At 60.9% G+C, this 17,798-nt stretch carries 17 protein-coding genes; 5 read left to right on the top strand and 12 right to left on the bottom strand.

Annotation, left to right across the window (positions count from 1 at the left end; genetic code table 11):
- Positions 1–2 precede the first annotated feature (2 nt).
- From LIS66_RS01110 to LIS66_RS01095, 4 genes are all read left to right on the top strand, one after another.
- Complete coding sequence (locus tag LIS66_RS01110; protein ID WP_227973434.1) at positions 3–1,124, top strand: methionine ABC transporter ATP-binding protein; 1,122 nt, start codon at positions 3–5, stop codon at positions 1,122–1,124.
- A complete protein-coding gene (locus LIS66_RS01105; protein ID WP_064361607.1) occupies positions 1,114–1,758 on the top strand; it encodes a methionine ABC transporter permease in 645 nt (214 codons plus the stop codon). The genes LIS66_RS01110 and LIS66_RS01105 overlap by 11 nt, the downstream gene beginning before the upstream one ends.
- A 412-nt stretch (positions 1,759–2,170) precedes the next feature.
- Entirely contained in the window at positions 2,171–2,527 is a 357-nt protein-coding gene (locus tag LIS66_RS01100; protein ID WP_042608557.1) for a DUF6124 family protein, read from the top strand.
- Positions 2,528–2,629: 102 nt separating this feature from the next.
- Complete coding sequence (locus LIS66_RS01095; protein WP_227974482.1) at positions 2,630–3,259, top strand: class I SAM-dependent methyltransferase; 630 nt, start codon at positions 2,630–2,632, stop codon at positions 3,257–3,259.
- Between the two features lie 97 nt (positions 3,260–3,356).
- Here the strand turns inward: LIS66_RS01095 and LIS66_RS01090 are convergent, their stop codons facing one another.
- Genes LIS66_RS01090 through LIS66_RS01080 form a run of 3 tightly spaced genes read right to left on the bottom strand, consistent with a single transcriptional unit; the run spans position 3,357 to position 8,571 of the window.
- Positions 3,357–6,410, bottom strand: coding sequence for an efflux RND transporter permease subunit (locus LIS66_RS01090; RefSeq protein WP_042608555.1), 3,054 nt, complete (start codon positions 6,408–6,410; stop codon positions 3,357–3,359).
- Positions 6,407–7,471: an efflux RND transporter periplasmic adaptor subunit gene (locus LIS66_RS01085; protein WP_064361609.1), complete on the bottom strand. Its 1,065-nt coding sequence runs from the start codon at positions 7,469–7,471 to the stop codon at positions 6,407–6,409. Before LIS66_RS01085 ends, LIS66_RS01090 begins: the two co-directional genes overlap by 4 nt.
- The gene (locus LIS66_RS01080; protein WP_064361610.1) at positions 7,468–8,571 is read right to left on the bottom strand and encodes an efflux RND transporter periplasmic adaptor subunit; all 1,104 of its coding nucleotides are present in this window, start codon (positions 8,569–8,571) and stop codon (positions 7,468–7,470) included. The genes LIS66_RS01085 and LIS66_RS01080 overlap by 4 nt, the downstream gene beginning before the upstream one ends.
- Positions 8,572–8,765: 194 nt before the next feature.
- On the opposite strand from LIS66_RS01080, the gene LIS66_RS01075 reads away from it, so the two are divergent.
- Positions 8,766–9,926, top strand: a complete 1,161-nt coding sequence (locus LIS66_RS01075; RefSeq protein WP_083353965.1) for an AAA family ATPase — start codon at positions 8,766–8,768, stop codon at positions 9,924–9,926.
- Positions 9,927–10,147: 221 nt separating this feature from the next.
- Here the strand turns inward: LIS66_RS01075 and LIS66_RS01070 are convergent, their stop codons facing one another.
- The 9 genes from LIS66_RS01070 to LIS66_RS01030 all read right to left on the bottom strand — a co-directional run bounded on the left by LIS66_RS01070 (position 10,148) and on the right by LIS66_RS01030 (position 17,764).
- Positions 10,148–11,020, bottom strand: a complete 873-nt coding sequence (locus LIS66_RS01070) for a transporter substrate-binding domain-containing protein (protein ID WP_042608551.1) — start codon at positions 11,018–11,020, stop codon at positions 10,148–10,150.
- On the bottom strand, positions 11,017–11,799 hold the full coding sequence (locus LIS66_RS01065; protein WP_227973433.1) for an amino acid ABC transporter ATP-binding protein: 783 nt from the start codon (positions 11,797–11,799) through the stop codon (positions 11,017–11,019). The genes LIS66_RS01070 and LIS66_RS01065 overlap by 4 nt, the downstream gene beginning before the upstream one ends.
- A complete protein-coding gene (locus LIS66_RS01060) occupies positions 11,796–12,455 on the bottom strand; it encodes an amino acid ABC transporter permease (protein WP_227973432.1) in 660 nt (219 codons plus the stop codon). Before LIS66_RS01060 ends, LIS66_RS01065 begins: the two co-directional genes overlap by 4 nt.
- Positions 12,436–13,101, bottom strand: a complete 666-nt coding sequence (locus LIS66_RS01055) for an amino acid ABC transporter permease (protein ID WP_227973431.1) — start codon at positions 13,099–13,101, stop codon at positions 12,436–12,438. The genes LIS66_RS01060 and LIS66_RS01055 overlap by 20 nt, the downstream gene beginning before the upstream one ends.
- Positions 13,102–13,743: 642 nt before the next feature.
- Positions 13,744–14,541, bottom strand: a complete 798-nt coding sequence (locus LIS66_RS01050) for a MetQ/NlpA family ABC transporter substrate-binding protein (RefSeq protein WP_042608547.1) — start codon at positions 14,539–14,541, stop codon at positions 13,744–13,746.
- Between the two features lie 254 nt (positions 14,542–14,795).
- Entirely contained in the window at positions 14,796–15,716 is a 921-nt protein-coding gene (locus LIS66_RS01045; protein WP_227973430.1) for a sigma 54-interacting transcriptional regulator, read from the bottom strand.
- Positions 15,717–15,767: 51 nt separating this feature from the next.
- Complete coding sequence (locus LIS66_RS01040; RefSeq protein ID WP_064361616.1) at positions 15,768–16,349, bottom strand: alpha/beta hydrolase; 582 nt, start codon at positions 16,347–16,349, stop codon at positions 15,768–15,770.
- A gap of 286 nt (positions 16,350–16,635) precedes the next feature.
- On the bottom strand, positions 16,636–17,037 hold the full coding sequence (locus LIS66_RS01035; protein WP_007972930.1) for an ExbD/TolR family protein: 402 nt from the start codon (positions 17,035–17,037) through the stop codon (positions 16,636–16,638).
- A gap of 1 nt (position 17,038) precedes the next feature.
- Complete coding sequence (locus tag LIS66_RS01030; protein ID WP_042608544.1) at positions 17,039–17,764, bottom strand: MotA/TolQ/ExbB proton channel family protein; 726 nt, start codon at positions 17,762–17,764, stop codon at positions 17,039–17,041.
- Positions 17,765–17,798: the final 34 nt, after the last annotated feature.

Here is a 17,798-nt window from a genome sequence, read left to right as displayed (position 1 = left end):
ACATGACTGCCGCGATCCAACGGCGACTGGAGCTTCCAGAGCCACACAATGCTGAACAAACCGAGCTGCACCCCGAGTTGAATCGCGCCCACGTACGCTTTATCGGCCTGGGCAAAACCTACAACGGCCGGCAAGGCCCGGTCGCGGCTTTGCAGGGCATCGACCTGGCAATCCAGCGCGGGGAAGTGTTCGGCATCATCGGCCGCAGCGGCGCCGGCAAGTCGTCGTTGATCCGTACGATCAATCGTCTCGAGCAACCGACATCGGGCCGCGTGCTGATCGATCAGGTGGATATCGGCGAGTTCGATGAAGACCGCCTCGTCGCCCTGCGCCGACGCATCGGCATGATCTTCCAGCACTTCAATCTGATGTCGGCCAAGACCGTCTGGCAGAACGTCGAGTTGCCGCTGAAAGTGGCCGGTGTGCCGAAAGCGCAACGCGAGAACAAGGTCCGCGAACTGCTCGAACTGGTCGGCCTGCAAGGCAAGCACAAGGCATACCCGGCGCAGCTTTCCGGCGGGCAGAAACAGCGCGTCGGCATCGCCCGCGCGCTGGTACATGACCCGGACATTCTGCTCTGCGATGAAGCGACGTCGGCCCTCGACCCGGAAACCACGCAGTCGATCCTCGGCCTGTTGCGCCAGATCAATAAACGCCTGGGCCTGACCATTGTGCTGATCACTCACGAGATGGCGGTGATCCGCGAGATTTGCGACCGCGTCGTCGTGCTCGAGCATGGCCATGTGGTCGAGCAAGGGCCGGTGTGGCAAGTGTTCGGCAATCCGCAACACGCAGTCAGCCAGACCCTGCTGGCGCCGCTGCAGCACGCCCTGCCGGAAGAATTGCAAAGCCGTTTGCAGGCGCAATCCACGGCTTCTGATGCGACGGTGGTGTTGCGTTTGCAGTTCACCGGCAGTGCGGCAGACGAGCCGGATCTGGCCGCGTTATTCGCTGCATTGGGTGGCCGGGTGAAGCTGCTTCAGGGCGGTGTCGAACGGATCCAGGGTCATGCGCTGGGGCAGCTGTTGCTGGCCGTCAGCGGCTCGACTTTCAGCGCCGAACAATTGCGTGAACGCGCCGGACACTGGGCGCAACGGGTGGAGGTATTGGGTTATGTGGTTTGATCGCTTGCTGCAGGGTTTTATCGACACCTTTTTGATGGTCGGCGTGTCGTCGCTGATCGCGCTGCTGGTGGGCATTCCCATGGCGGTGATTCTGGTCACCAGCGACAAGGGCGGGATCTATCAAGCGCCGCTGCTGAACCGCGCCTTGGGCGCCTTCGTCAATCTGTTCCGCTCGATTCCATTCCTGATTCTGATGGTCGCCCTGATTCCATTCACCCGCCTGATCGTCGGCACCACATACGGTGTGTGGGCCGCTGTGGTTCCGCTGACCATTGCTGCGACGCCGTTCTTTGCGCGGATCGCCGAAGTGAGTCTGCGCGAGGTCGATCATGGCCTGATCGAAGCGGCACAGGCGATGGGCTGCCGACGCTGGCACATCGTCTGGCATGTACTGTTGCCCGAGGCGCTGCCCGGAATTGTCGGAGGGTTCACCATCACCCTGGTGACAATGATCAACTCCTCGGCGATGGCCGGTGCAATCGGTGCGGGCGGGTTGGGGGATATCGCTTACCGCTACGGCTATCAGCGCTTCGACAGTCAGATCATGTTGACGGTGATTGTCTTGCTGGTGGCGTTGGTGGCGCTGATTCAGTTGGGTGGAGACAGGCTGGCGCGAGGGCTGAATAAGCGCTAAGGTCGATAGCGGCAGGTGGCCATCAACCGAGCCGATGTGATCGCACTATTTTGGGCAACGCCTGTAGTTAAAATCAGAAGCTTCCTACATGATTTTTATCGTTTCGCCAGCCCGAACCACGCGGGTTTGCAGGACGATTCCTAGAATGATTTGCCCGCTTGTACCCGAAATATCCCGTAGCTAATCTCCGGTCGTCACTGTTTTGCGGTGACCGGATTCAGTTGTCCGGATTCGCTGGGCGTGCAGTCAGGCCTGACCTCGGCAGAGGCTTTAGCTGTCCGATGTTGGCTGTGCGCAGGACACTTTCGGGTGCGCCGATAACCGGCGGCCGGCGACTGATCCGCGTGCAGCCGCCGCCCTGCTCGTTTAGTCGCGAAATGGTTGGCTCCCACTTGTAGTCAGGAGTTTACCCATGGAAAAAAATCTTGCCGATCCGCCACTCAGCCTTACCTCAAGCAAGCGGTTCACCGAGGATTTGCTCAAGGATCGCTCCGCACTGTGCCGCGCCGTCGACTCGCATCTGGCTGGCACACAGGTCACGTTGGCGGGACAGAAACGTGTCTACAGCATCAGCGAGGATGTGACGCTGGAGGATGCGCAGTTGTATGTCGCCGATCTGCTGCGCTGCGCTTCGGTGACCGTGCATCAATGCGGTGATCAGCTCGGGGGCGCGGATCGCGCCATGGTGTTCTCGGTCTGGCATCTGCTGGAAATGGCCAAAGCGATGATGGACCGTTCGATCGATTGTCTGGGAGCGAAGCAGCTCTGAAGCCTGGCACCCATCGCCGCCCGCACTGAAGCCAGCGCAGGCGGCGTTTTTTTACCGGCAAAACAGCTTATAGTCCGCCCTCACATCGCCAATACAGCATCGATCATGAAAACGCCCAGCGACCTCGAACAGATCACCGCCACGACCCTTGGTCACTACAACTCGGTGGCCGAGGATTTCCGTGAGGGCACTCGCGACCACGATGTCAGCCAGAATATCGAAGCGTTGTTGCGCCACATTCAGGCGGAGCCGCCGTTGACGATTCTGGATTTCGGCTGCGGTCCGGGACGGGATTTGCAGACGTTCACGCGCATGGGCCACCTCGCGATCGGCCTCGATGGCTCGCAGGAGTTCGCGCGCATGGCCCGCGAGGACAGCGGTTGCGAAGTCTGGCAGCAGGACTTTCTGCAACTTGACCTGCCCGCCGCACGCTTCGACGGCATTTTCGCCAATGCCGTGCTGTTTCATGTGCCGTTGCAGGTATTGCCGCAGGTGCTGCGGCAATTGCACGACACCCTGAAACCGGGCGGTGTGTTGTTCAGCTCCAATCCGCGTGGCGACAACCGGGAGGGCTGGAACGGGCCGCGCTACGGCTCGTACCACGATCTCGAGGCCTGGCGCGGTTTGTTGACGGCGGCGGGGTTTGTCGAGCTTGAGCATTATTACCGGCCGGCCGGTTTGCCGCGCGAACAGCAGCCTTGGCTGGCGAGCGTGTGGCATAAATCTTCATAAACCGTTCTGACGCCATCGCGAGCAGGCTCACTCCTACAGGGGACGCATTTCAACTGTAGGAGTGAGCCTGCTCGCGATGAGTGCGCAGCACTCGCTTTTAAGCCGCGTCCTTCTGCGGTTCACGAATCTTGTACCAGGCCACATACAGCGCCGGCAGGAACAGCAGCGTCAGCAACGTCGCCACGACGATGCCGCCAATCATCGCGTAGGCCATCGGCCCCCAGAACACTTCCCGCGCAATCGGGATCATGCCCATGCTCGCCGCTGCGGCGGTCAGCAGGATGGGGCGGCGTCGGTGTTCGGTGGCTTCGACCACCGCGTCCCACGGCGCGTAGCCCTTTTGCTCGAACTCATCGATCTGGGTCACCAGGATCACCGAGTTGCGGATGATGATGCCGATCAGCGCAAGAATCCCGAGGATCGCCACAAAGCCCATCGGCGTACCGGTCGGCACCAGCGCCAGCACTACGCCGATCAGCCCCAGCGGGGCGACACTGGCGACCAGGAACATCTTCTGCACGCTGTGCAACTGGATCATCAGGAACGTCGCCATCAGAAACAGCATCAGCGGCAGCACCTTGGCAATCGGCCCCTGGGCCTTGCCGCTTTCCTCGACCGTACCGCCGGTGGCGACCTTGTAGCCGACCGGCAATTTCGACGCAAAAGCGTCGATCGACGGCTTGAGCAATTTCACCAGATCGGTCGGCTGAATCTCGTCGCGCACCGAGGCCTTGATGGTAATGGTCGGCAAGCGATCACGACGCCACACCAGCGGCTGCTCCAGTTCATAGCGCACGGTGGCGAACGCCAGCAGCGGAATCGAGGTGCCGCTCGGCGTGACGATCTGCAGGTTCTGCAGGGTTTCCGGGGTACCGCGCTCGGAGTCCACCGCGCGACCGACCACGTTGATCAGGTAGATGTCGTCATCGACCTGGGTCAACGGCGAGCCGCTGACGATGCTGTTCATCAGGTTGGCGACGTCTTCGGACGACAGCCCGAGTTGCCGCGCCTTGTCCTGGGCGATGTCGATGCGCAGGACTTTGCCCGGTTCGTTCCAGTCGTAAATGATCTCGCCGATGTGCGGGTTCTTGTCCAGTTCGGTGGCCAGGTCGATGGCGTGTTTGCGCACCTGATCGACGTCCTTGCCGCTGACCCGGTACTGAATCGGACGCCCCACTGGAGGCCCCATCTCCAGGGCCTGCACGTAGCTGCCGATGCCGACGAAGTCTTTGTGCAGGCGCTCGCGCAAGCGCTGGCTGAGGGCCTCGCGGGCCTCGAAATCCTTGCTGACGATCACCAGTTGCGCGTAGTACGGATTCTGCAATTGCTGATCGAGGGGCAGGTAGAAACGGATCGCGCCCTGACCGATGTAAGTGCTCCAGCGCACGATGTCCGGATCGCCCTTGAGCGTTGCTTCGAGCTTGTCCACCGCTTTGCGGGTTTCATCGATCGAGGCGTTTTGCGGCAGGTTCAGGTCGACGAGAATTTCCGGGCGGTCGGATGCCGGGAAAAACTGGTTCTGTACGAAGCGCATGCAGAACACTGCCAGCACGAACAACAGCACGGTGACACCGATCGCCCACCAGCGATTGCGCATGGCCCACAACAGACCGCCGTTGAACGCCCGGCCGACGCGACCCGGCTCGGCATCATGGGCCTTCACCTTGTCGCTGAGGATGTGCACGCCAATCACCGGCGCGAAGAACACCGCCACCACCCACGAGACGATCATCGCTACCGCGATCACCGCGAACAGCGTGAACGTGTACTCACCGGCAGAGCTGGCGTTGAGGCCAATGGGCACGAAACCGGCGACGGTCACCAGCGTACCGGTGAGCATCGGGAACGCCGTCGAGGTGTAGGCGAAGGTCGCCGCCTGCTCCTTGCTCTCGCCCATTTCCAGACGCGTGACCATCATTTCCACGGTGATCATCGCGTCGTCCACCAGCAGGCCAAGGGCAATGATCAGCGCGCCGAGGGAAATCCGCTGCATGGTGATGCCGCTGTATTCCATGAACACAAAGACCATCGCCAGCACCAGCGGAATCGAGCAGGCCACCACCAGGCCGGCGCGCACGCCGAGGCTGATGAAGCTCACCACCAGCACGATGATGACCGCTTCGAACAGGGCGCTGGTGAAACCGCCGACGGCCTCTTCCACCACCACCGCCTGATCGGAAACCGTGTGCACACCGACGCCGACCGGCAAGTCGGCGGTGAGCTGGTCGATGCGCTCGTGCAGCGCTTTACCGAACTCCTGAACGTTGCCGCCCTTCTGCATGGCAATCGCCAGGCCAATCGCCGGTTTGCCGTCGAAGCGGAATTCCGGCGTCGCCGGGTCGACGTAGCCACGGCTGATCTCGGCGATGTCGGCCAGACGATAGAAGCGATCATTGAGCTTGAGATTGACCTCGGCGAGGTCTTTTTCCGAAGCGAACTGGCCCGAGGTGCGTACGGAAATCCGCTCCGGCCCCGCCTCGATTACCCCGGCCGGGGTCACGGCGTTCTGCGATTGCAGGCTCTGCACCACCTGGCGCTGGTCGATACCCAGCGCTGCGAGTTTGCGCGTGGAGAAATTCAGGTAAATCGTTTCGTCCTGCTGGCCGACCATTTCGATCTTGCCCAACCCCGGCACGTTGCGGATCTCGGCGCGCGCCTGTTCCACGTAATCGCGCAACTGGCGCATGGTCAGGCCGTCGGCGGTGAAGGCGTAGACCGAGCCGTACACGTCACCGAATTCATCATTGAATCCCGGGCCCTGAATGCCCTGGGGGAACTGGCCGCGAATGTCGTCGATCTTCTTGCGCACCTGGTACCAGATTTCCGGGATGTCCTTGGCACTGGTGGTGTCACGCAGGTACACGTACACCGTCGATTCGCCGGGGCGCGTGTAGCTTTTCACGTAGTCGAGGGAATCGAGCTCCTCAAGTTTTTTCTCGATGCGGTCGGTGACCTGCTTGAGGGTTTCTTCCTGGGTCGCGCCCGGCCATTTGGTCTGGATCACCATGGTCTTGATGGTGAATGACGGGTCTTCTTCGCGCCCCAGATTGAAGTACGAGAACACCCCCATCAGCAGCCCGACGAACATCAGGTACCACACGAAAGACTGGTGCTTGAGGGCCCATTCGGAGAGGTTGAAAGAGCCTTTCATTGACTGTCCTCGTCAAGTTTTACCGATTGTCCGGGTTTGAGACTGTTGACGCCGGCGCTGACCACGCGTTCGCCGTTTTGCACACCGCCGGCCAGCACCACGCTGTTGTCACCACGGCTGACCACGCTGACCTCACGCGGGTTGACGGTTTTGTTTTGCGTGTCGATCACCCAGATCCGGGTTTTGCCATCGACTTCCTGCAAGGCCGTGAGCGGCAGTTCGATCCGCGGCTTGATCGCCGAGCTGAGGGTCACGCTGATCGCGGTGCCGAGGCGGAAACCGTCCGGCGTATCCGACAACGTCAGACGGGCGCGACGGGTGCGCGTAGCGCTTTGTGCCTGGGGCTCGATCTCGCGGATGATCGCCGTGGTGTTGATGCTCGGGTCCAGTTGCGCGGCCACCGAGAACACCACGTCGCTGGGCAACTGATCGACCAGCGTATCGGGCAGGTCGATCACCGCTTCCTTGATGTCCGGTTGCGCCAGCGTCACCACTTGTTGCCCGGCGGTCACCACCTGCCCGGCCTCGGCGTTCCACGCGGTGACCACGGCTTTGTGATCGGAGCGCAGCTCGGTGTAGCTCAACTGGTCCTTGCTCTGGCTGACCGCTGCGCGTGCCTGATCGAGCGAGGCCTGGGTGGTTTTCAGGTCGGTGTTGGCGACGTCCAGTTGCGCCTGGGCACCGACGCCGCGATCGAACAGCGCTTGCTGACGACGTGCGTTGGCCTGAGCGTTGATCAGTTGCGCCTGGATTCTCGCCAGATCGCCTTGGGCCGAACGCAACTGATTCTGCTGGTCGGACGGGTCGAGGGTGGCGAGCAAAGTGCCCTTCTGCACCTCGGCGCCGACATCGACGTTACGCCGGGCGATACGGCCGCCGACGCGGAAACCGGTGTTGCTCTCGTAGCGCGCCTGAATGCTGCCGGCAAAGCGCCCGAGGCTTTCTTCGTTCAGCGCTTTGACCGTGACCGACAGCACCGGGCGGACCGGTTCCGGTGGTTTTTCCTTTTCCGAGCAGGCGCCCAGCAGCAGCGCCATGCACAACAGGCCGAGACGCTTCATGGCTGCGCTCCCGGTTGCAGATCCTTGTAGGTGTTTTCGGCAATCTCGACTTTCATGCCGGGGTGCAGCAACTGGCCGCCGGCGACGATGACTTTCTCGCCGCCCTTGAGGCCTTCGCTGATGATCACTTTGCCGGTCAGGTAACGACCGACGGTGACCGTATGCAACTGCGCTTCGCCCTTGTCATCGACCAGCCATACCGCCGGGTCGCTGATGTTTTTCGTCAGCGCCGACCATGGCAGTTCCACCGCCGATTTGCCGGTGCCTTTGGCGGTGGCGCTCACCACCGAACCGAGCTGCATGCCCGGCGGCAGTTTGTCGAGGCTGACCTTGACCTGCACGGTGCCCGACTGCGCCGATACCGAGGGGGTGATTTCGCGCACGGTGCCGGTGGTTTTGATTTCAGGGTTGTCGAGCAGGCTGACCACGATCGAACGGTCGGATGGCCGCTCGGCCAGCAGCGATTCGTAGACATTGAACACTGCGTCGCGGTCGCCGTCGCGGGCAAGGCTGAAAATCGGTGCGGTGGCCTGTACCACTTGGCCGACTTCAGCCTGGCGCTCGGTGATCACGCCCGGTGCATCGGCGATCAGCGAGGTGTAGCTGAGCTGGTCCCTGGCGTTGGCCAATTGCGCCTGCGCCGCGCTCAATGCGCTCTGGCTGCTGCGCAGCGCCGCTTGCGCCGAATCGTATTCGCTCTGACTGGTGTAGCCCTTGGGCAGGAGTTTTTGCTGACGGACGAAGGCCGCCGCGGCTTGCTTGACGCGGGCCTGTTCGGCGACGACCTGGGCCTGAGCGGAATCGACGTTGGTCTGCAGATCTTTCGGATCGAGCTTGGCCAGTACCTGTTTGGCCGTGACCCGGTCGCCGACATCGACCATGCGCTGAATGATCTTGCCGCCGACGCGGAACGACAGCTGCGTCTGCACCCGCGCCTGCACATCACCGGTGAGGGTCACCGCTGCGGCGTAGTTGGCCGGTTCGACCGCTTGCACAAAGACCCGTGGCAGGTATTCCTGAGCAGGTTTCTTGTCGCCGCAAGCGGTGAGCAAAGTGAACAGACTCAGCATGACCGCTGTTTTCATTCCGGGACTCGCCATGCAGACTCCTTCCTGTGTACGAACGTGCAAGTGACGATACGACTGTGAGCTTAGAACAGGGTTCAACGTTCGCCTGAGCGATCACAATATTTCCGTGCAGGAGCTGCCGAAGGCTGCGATCTTTGCTTTTTCAAGATCAAAAGATCGCAGCCTTCGGCAGCTCCTACAAGGGCCGCCCGAAGAGAAGGAATTCCATGCTCAATACCCTGGCCGTGGCCAATTACCGCTCGATCAACAAACTGGTGATTCCGCTCGGGCGCCTGAACCTCATTACGGGACCCAATGGCAGCGGCAAGTCCAACCTCTATCGCGCCCTGCGCCTGCTGGCGGAAACCGCGCAGGGCGGCGTGGTCAATGCGCTGGCGCGTGAGGGCGGGCTGGAATCGACGTTCTGGGCCGGGCCGGAAACCATCAGCCGGCGCATGCGCAACGGTGAGGTGGCGATCGAGGCGACGGTGCGCCAGGGCGTGAAACGGTTGCGCCTGGGATTTGCCGGCGAGGATTTCAGTTACGCCATTGGCCTGGGCCTGCCGGAGCCGAGCCGTTCGTGTTTTTCGCTCGATCCGGAAATCAAACGTGAATGCATCTGGGCCGGCCCGGTGTTTCGCCCGGCGAGCCTGCTGGTCGACCGTAACGGCCCGATGATTCGCGCCCGCGAAGGTCGTACCTGGGATGTGCTGGCGCAACACACGCCGAACTTCGACAGCCTGTTCGATCAGGTCGGCAATCTGCGCAGCTCGCCGGAAGTATTCCAGATGCGCGAGTTCATCCGCCGCTGGCGCTTCTATGATCACTTTCGCAGCGATGCCGACGCGCCTGTGCGTCAGCCGCAATTGGGCACGCGCACGCCAGTGTTGCACCACGACGGTCGCGATCTGGCGGCAGCCTTGCAGACGATTATCGAAATCGGCGACCCGCAGGCGTTAAGCGCGGCGATCAGCGATGCGTTTCCCGGCGCGCGACTGAACATCGCGCCGTTGGCCGGTGGCCGTTTCGCCATCGAGTTTTATCAGGAAGGCTTGCTGCGGCCGTTGTCAGCGGCAGAGCTGTCGGACGGGACCTTGCGCTATCTGCTGTTGGTCGCAGCCCTACTGACTCCGCGACCGCCATCGCTGATGGTGCTCAACGAACCGGAAACCAGCCTGCATCCGGACCTGCTGCCGGCGCTGGCGCGACTGATCATCTGCGCTTCAGAGCAATGCCAGGTGTGGGTGGTGTCCCACGCGCGGCGACTGATCTCGGCATTGCAGGAAGATCCGCAGTGCAATTGCATCGTGCTGGAGAAGACGCTGGGGCAGACCGGAATTGTCGGGCAGCGGATGCTGGACGAGCCAGCGTGGCACTGGCCGGATTGAGCAGTGCCAGCGAAAAGCCCCTCACCCTAACCCTCTCCCAGAGGGAGAGGGGACTGATCGAGTTGTTTGCGAGAATTGCGTCGACCTGAAATTGCTTCTGTGAATTCATAATCGACTCGGTTTGTCAGGTCGATTCTGATGCAAGACAACCCGGTCGGCTCCCTCTCCCTCGGGAGAGGGCTGGGGTGAGGGGCAAGCCTCACCGCCGATCCAACAGGCAATCAGCCCTGCCACTTGCCCCCTTCAACAATCACACTTTCAGGCCGGGTGTCATCGCTCAGCTCTTTACGCACATATTGGTCATAGAGCTTGAGCAGGTATTTCTCCTCGCCCAGTTTGGCCAGCTCGCTGTTGACCCAGTCACGTAACTCCAGGTTGCCCTTCTTCACGGCCGGCGCGATCGGCGCCTCGGCGCCCAGTTTTTCCTCGAGCACGCGATAGCCGGGATTCTGTTTGGCCCAGCTGAACAGCACCAGATTATCCTGCGCATAGGCATCGCCGCGGCCATTGGCCAAGGCTTGCAGCGACTCGGAGTTCTTCTCGAACTTGAGCAGTTTCCAGTCCGGGTGGTTCTTGGTCAGCCAGATATCAGCGGTGGTGCCGGTGGTGACAATCGTGGTGCGCGTCGCCAGATCATCGAGCTTTTTCACCGAACTGCCCTGCGGCACCAGCGCCTGCACGGCCACCTTGAGGTTCGGGTTGGTGAATTCCACCGCTTCCTTGCGCTCCGGGGTGACGGTCATGTTGGCGAGGATCAGGTCGACCTTGTCGCTTTGCAGAAACGGAATGCGGCTGGCCGGCTCGACGGCAACAAACTCGACCTTGTTTTCATCGCCGAGCAGATCCTTGGCGAAGCGCCGGCCGATGTCGGTGTCGAAGCCGACGTAGCGCCCGGCCTCATCGACGAAGCCGAACGGTGGTTTGTCGGTAAATACACCGACGATCAATTTGTCGCGGGCCTTGATCTTGTCCAGATAACCGGCAGGCGCGGCGCTTTCGCTGGCGACCTTCGGCTTTGGCGGCTCTTCGGTTTTGCCGCAACCGGCAAGCAAGGCGAGGCTGAGCAGAGGCATTAACAGAGCGGCAGTTTTCATAGCGGTTCCAGTTCCTTTGTCGGATTCGTTTCTGGCAGTGTGGCAACGAAGGAGAACTTCTCCAGAAACTGCTGCGCGCGTGCGGTCTGCGGGTTCGTAAAGAAAATCTCGGGTGGGGACTGTTCAAGGATGCGCCCGGCATCCATGAACACGATGCGGTCGGCCACCGCGCGGGCGAAGGCCATTTCGTGGGTGACGATCAACAGGGTCATGCCTTCGCGGGCCAGGCCCTGAATGACCTGCAGCACTTCCTTGACCATTTCCGGGTCGAGGGCGGCGGTGACTTCGTCGAAGAGCATGACCCGTGGGTTCATGCACAGCGACCGGACAATGGCGATGCGTTGTTGCTGACCGCCGGAGAGCTGGCGCGGGAAAGCATCGCGCTTGTCCAGCAGACCGACGCGCTCAAGCAAGGCTTCGGCCTGCTGTTGCGCTTCGCGGCACTGGCGCTTCTGCACCTTGAGCGGGCCGAGCAGCAGGTTGTCGAGCACGTTCATGTGCGGGAACAGGTGATAACTCTGGAACACCATGCCGATCTGCTGACGGATTTCGCGCCAGTCAGTGGCTTTGTCCAGCAGCTCCCGGCCGACGAATTTCAGGCTGCCGCTGTGCGCCTCTTCCAGACCATTGAGGCAACGCAGCAAGGTGCTTTTGCCGCAACCGCTGGGGCCAAGAATGACGATCACTTCGCCGCTCTGCACTTGCAGGTCGATGCCGTTGAGCACCTGCTGCTCGCCATAGAATTTGTTGAAGCCGTGAAACTCGATCAGTGCGCTCATGCTTGCGTCCAGCGCCGTTCCAGCACGCGTGAGGCGGCCGAGAGCGGGTAGCAGATGAAAAAGAAAAACAGGAACAGCGCGCCGTAGATCAGTACCGATTCGTAAGTGCGCTCGATGATCTGTTGGCCGACCTTGATCACATCGACGACGCCAATGAGCACCGCCAGCGAACTGGTCTTGATGATCCGCGTGTAGACGTTGATGGTCGGCGGCGTCATGCGCTTGAGCGCTTGCGGCAAAAGCACGTAGCCATACAGTTGCGCAGCGTTCAGCCCGATCGACAGCCCCGCTTCGCGCTGCCCGCGCGGTAACGAATGCAGCGCACCGCGCGCCACTTCGCCGACCTCGCTGGCGCCCCACAGCGACAGCACCAGCACCGCGCACCAGAAGCTCGGCAGGCTCAGGCCGAAGAAAATCGGCAAACCGAAGAACAGCAGATACAGCCAGACCAGCACCGGGATCGCCCGGAACAACTCCAGATAGATGCGCAAAATCGCGTTCAGCCACGTTGCGTTCAACGTGCGCAGCACACCGTAGAGCACGCCGCCGACCGTACTGATGGCAATGCTCAGAAACGAGATCGACAGGGTTTGCCCGGCGCCCTTGGCCAGTTGTGGCAACGACACCCAGAGCAGTTCAAGACCCGAACTGGCCATGCTGGAGCCTCCTTTCCAGACGGCGGAGCAACAGCGACAGCGGCAGGAACAGCAGCACGCAGATCAGCGTCAGCACGGCGAGCATTTCGTAGGTTTTGTAGTAGAGCGCGATGTAGCTCTTGGTGGTGTAAAGGATTTCCGGCACCGCCACCGCCGAGACCACGGTGGTTTCCTTGAGCAGGAAAATGAAATTGGCGAACAGCGACGGTAGGCTGAGGATCCCTGCCTGCGGCAGGATCACATAGCGCAGCAACTGGCCGTGGGACAGCCCAATCGACCGCCCGGATTCCAGTTGCGCCTGGGGCACCGCATCGACGCCGGCGCGCAGCACTTCGGTGAGGTAGGCACCGCCAAGGAAAGTCATGGTGATGATTGCCGCAGTGAAACCGGAAACCTGGATTCCCACTGCCGGCAAAGCGAAGTAGACGAAGAACAGCTGAATCAGCAGCGGCGTGTTGCGCGCCAGCTCTACATAGAGGCCGACCAGTTTTCCCAGGTAAGGCGTGCGGAACACCAGAATCGTCGCGTTGAACAGCGCCACCAGCAGCGAAGTGCCGATCGCGATCAATCCGACCTGCAGCGTCACACCCACGGCCTTGAGAAAGGCCGGCAGGGTGCTGAGGATAAAGGCGTAGTCGAAAGTCATGAAGCGTCCTGACGCCGCTCGGTAAGCGGCGGTGATGCAATCCATGGACGGCGGGTGGCTGTCCGGCAGCCACTGACTTTATAGGTATAAAAACAAGAATTTAAATACCGTTAAAGCATATTGATATCACTCAAAAAACTATCTTGTGGGTTTGCCGGGAAAGAATAAGAAGGCTATTTTTCTTTGCGCTGTAGGACGGATCTTTTTTTCACGAAAGACCTCCAAGGACGAACAGCTTTTGGCCAGACTCTCCGGCCCATTCACCACAAGGAAGAACAACATGGACGTAAAAGTGCCGCAGCGGCTGGATCCGCAGGACATTGTGAAATTGCTCAGGGCGTTGCGCCGGGCGTTGAAGACCACAGCGTAAATCAAAAGCCCCTCACCCCAGCCCTCTCCCGGAGGGAGAGGGGGCCGACCGCAGTGTCTTTCGTCGTACATCGACCTGAAGGACCGAGTCGATTATGGATTCAGCGACGCGCGATCAGGTCGGCGGACCTCTACGGCATCCCCCATTCAGCCCCCTCTCCCTGCGGGAGAGGGTTAAGGTGAGGGGCTTTTCAACGCACACACAAAAACGCCGATGCCCATCACTGGCCATCGGCGTTTTCACGTCTGAAGCGGATTCACTCAAGCGTCAGGTCAGAACGCCGGCAACACCGCGCCGCTGTACTTCTTCTCGATGAAGGCTTTGACTTCCGGGCTGGTCAGGGCCTTGGCCAGTTTCTGGATCGCGTCGCTGTTCTTGTTGTCCTCACGGGCCACCAGGAAGTTCACGTACGGCGAGTCAGCGCCTTCGATCACCAGCGCATCCTTGGTCGGGTTCAGCTTGGCTTCCAGGGCGTAGTTGGTGTTGATCATGTCCAGATCAACTTCTTTCAGTACGCGCGGCAGCAGGGCCGATTCCAGTTCCTTGAACTTGAAGTTGTGCGGGTTCTTGGCGATGTCCTTCGGCGTCGCCAAGGCGTTTTTCGGGTCTTTCAGTTCGATCAGGCCAGCCTTCTGCAGCAGGATCAGGGCACGGCCGCTGTTGCTGCCTTCGTTCGGGATGGCGATGGTGGCGCCGTCCGGCAGTTCAGCCAGGGTCTTGTACTTGCTCGAGTAGCCACCGAACGGTTCAACGTGGACACCCTGCACGGTCACCAGGTACTTGGATTTGTCGTCCTTGTATTTGCCCTGGTTGAAGCTGTTCAGGTACGGCAGGGTCTGGAAGTAGTTGGCGTCCAGACGCTTCTCGCCAACCTGTACGTTCGGTTGCACGTAGTCGGTGAAAACCTTGATTTCCAGATCCACGCCTTCTTTGGCCAAGGTCGGCTTGATCAGCTCGAGGATTTCAGCGTGTGGCACCGGCGTTGCGGCAACCACCAGTTTCTCGCCGGCGTTGGCGAAAGAAGCCGTGAGCGCAGCCGCCAATGCGGTAAACAACAGAACCTTTTTCATGCAGTGTCCTTATCGAAAATCACGGTCGTCATCGACGACGGCATTAATACGTGTGCCAGTGAAGTGATATCGCTGGCGTGAGGCGGACAATACCCGGATTTTTTATTCCCGGACAATAACGTTTATTCAGCTTCATATTCCATTTTGTTCATACAGCTCTACCTCAACTGTAGGAGCTGCCGAAGGCTGCGATCTTTTGATTTCCAAGGCTTTGAGACAGCTGAAGATCAAAAGATCGCAGCGTGCCGCAGCTCCTACAGGAGTTTGGCGTTCGCCAGAAGTTGCTTGAGCGCGGCTTGGTCAGCGGTGGAGCCGGTGGTCAGGATCTGTTTGATCTGGCTTTCGATCTGCGTCAGCACCGGCGGCAGGTTCAAATGCTCCGGCAGAATCTCTTCACCTGTGCTGACCAGCAGGGCGAAGTGAATGACGTTTTCCAGCTCGCGGGTGTTGCCCGGCCAGCTGTGTTGTTCGAGCACATGCTGCGCGGCTTCGCTGATCAGTGGCACGGGCAGGTCGAGACGCTGGCTGTAGATGCCGAGGAAATACTCGGCGAGCGAGAGGATGTCGCCGGTGCGCGCGCGCAATGCCGGCAGCTCCAGATGACCCTCGCTGAGGTAGTGATAGAGCCGCTCGTGGAATTTTCCGGCGTCCACGGCCTGGGCCAGATCAATACTGGTCGCGGCGACCAGGCGCACATCCACCGGGCTCGGCTGATGCGCACCGACGCGGGTGACTTCGTGGTTTTCCAGGGCCGCGAGCAACTTGATCTGGATCGGCAGTGGCAGGTCGCCGATCTCATCCAGGTACAGGGTGCCGCCATTGGCCGAACCGAACCAGCCGGCGCGGCTGCTGGCTGCGCCGCTGTAGCTGCCGGCGGCGTAGCCGAACAGTTCAGCATCGGCGTAGGTCGGGCTGATCGCGCCGCAATTCACCGAAACGAATAGACCGCTGCGGTCGCTGGCGCGATGGATGTGCCGGGCCAGCAGCTCTTTACCGGTGCCGGTCTCGCCGCGGATCAACACCGAGATCGAACGTGGTGCCAGTTGTTCGAGTTCTTCACGCAATTGCCGCGAGCGCGGATCGACAAACACCAGCGCTTTGGCGCGAATGCTCAGGGGGCTTTTTTCCGCATCGGGAAAGGTCAGCAAGGGCTGACCGAAGGTTTCGAAACTCATGGCAGGCTCCCGCCCAAAACCGCCAGCCGACGGGGGCGTTGAAAAATAAGATCAGGCGCGACGGCGGGCGTGGTGTTCAAGGCGGTTTTGCAGGCGATAGAGATAGGCAAAACCCTGCTCCCAACGCTGATGCCCGGACTTGACGTTAATGTGCCCGGCTCCGGCGAGAATCCCCGCCTCCGCACCCCAATTGCGCGCCAGCTCCAAAGCACGCGGCGCACTGACGGCGGCGTCGTTGTCGGAGCTGACGACCTGGCTGGGGAACGGCAACAGATCCGTCGGGATCGGCGCGAAGTTGCGCAGTGCCGGCGCGCAGGCAGGACGCTCGACATCGGCCGGCGCGACCAGCAACGCCCCGCGCACCTGACGCAGGTATTGCAACGGCGCCGTCGCTGCCCAGTGGGCGACCGTGATGCAGCCGAGGCTGTGAGCAATCAAAATCACCGGCGTGCTGTCGGCGGCAACCGCTTCGGCCAGCGCGGCGACCCAGTCCTCACGGCGCGGTGTCAGCCAATCGGCCTGTTCGACCCGCGCACTGTTCGGCAGGCTGTTCTGCCAATGGCTTTGCCAATGATCCTCTGGCGATCCTTGCCAGCCCGGCACAATCAGGTAACGGATTGATTCGTTGCGCATGGGGAGCTCTCCTGCGTCGTGTCTGTTCTGGGTCGAGTATAGGGAGAGGAGTTATATTCGTTAAGGAATAAGAAGCTATTTATTAAGACCCATAATGCATATGGCGCATTAAGTCTGTGGGAGCGAGCCTGCTCGCGAATACGGTGCATCAGTCGACGAAGATGTTGTGGCGAATGGCGCCTTCGCGAGCAGGCTCGCTCCCACATTGGAGGGTGTCGTGGGCAAAAAATGCATAAAAAAAGGGCCGCACCCTGCCAAGGAAACGGCCCCGGAAAAACAACATCTGTCACCGCGCAGTGATCACCGACAATTTGGTAATCCCTGCCCGTTCGATCGAAGCCATGGCTCGCGCCACTTCGCCGTAGTTCACCCCGTCGTCGGCCTGCAATTGCACGCGCACTTCCGGGTCCTTGGCCTTGGCCGACTTCAGGTTGAATTCGAGCAAGTCAGGCTGGATCTCGTCCTTGTTGATGAACAGCTTGCCGGCGCCGTCGATGCTCACCACCAGCGGATCCTTCTGCTCGACCGGCGCCACCGCTTCGGTCTTCGGCAGGTTGATCGGTATCGCGTTGGTCAGCAGTGGCGCGGTGACGATGAAGACCACCAGCAGCACCAGCATCACGTCCACCAGTGGCGTCACGTTGATTTCGCTGAGCACCTCGTCCGTGTCTTGCGTAGAGAAGGCCATGTCAGGACGCCTCCTTCACTTTTGCCGCGTTGCCCGGCGTCGCCACCTTGTGCGCGGTCGGGTGGATCAGTACGCGGAATGCACTCTTCTGCGCCAGGCTGTAGAAGTCGTGGGCGAAGTCATCCAGATCCGCCGCGGTCAATTTCAGACGCCGCAGAAAGTAGTTGTAAACCAGCACCGCCGGCACCGCGACGGCGATCCCCACACCGGTCGCGACCAGTGCCGCGCCAATCGGGCCTGCCACCGTTTCCAGGCTTGCCGAACCGGCAGCGCTGATGCCTTTCAAGGCCTCCATGATTCCCCACACCGTGCCGAACAGACCAATGAACGGCGAGGTGCTGCCAATACTCGCAACCACTGCCAGACCGGTTTCCAGCGAGCGCCGTTCACGCACGATCTGCTGGCGCAGGGCGCGCTCGAGGCGATCCTGATGGTTGATCGCCTGGCTCAGATCATTCGCCTGCGGCGCCTCGCCCACCTGAATTGCCGCGTAACCGGCCTGCGCCACCCGTGCTGCGGCACCGGGCTGGGTTTCGCTCAACTCGGCGGCGGCATCCAGACTCGACGCCGCCCAGAAACGTTTATGAAAGCGCCGATCCTGCGCCTTCAGACGGCCGAACTGCACAGCCTTGAGCAGCGCCAGGCCCCAAGTGGCGACGGAAAAAACCACCAGCAGCCAGATCACCGCGCTTTCGATGGATTCCAGTGGAGATGCCAGTAACGTCATGATGTGTTCCCTCGTGTAAACATTTCGCGCGAAT

The sequence above is a fragment of the Pseudomonas sp. HN2 genome (assembly GCF_020736465.1).
Classification (GTDB): Bacteria; Pseudomonadota; Gammaproteobacteria; order Pseudomonadales; family Pseudomonadaceae; genus Aquipseudomonas; species Aquipseudomonas moraviensis_A.
The sequence above is the reverse complement of the archived record's forward strand: the minus strand, read 5'-3'. Positions and strand labels throughout refer to the sequence as shown.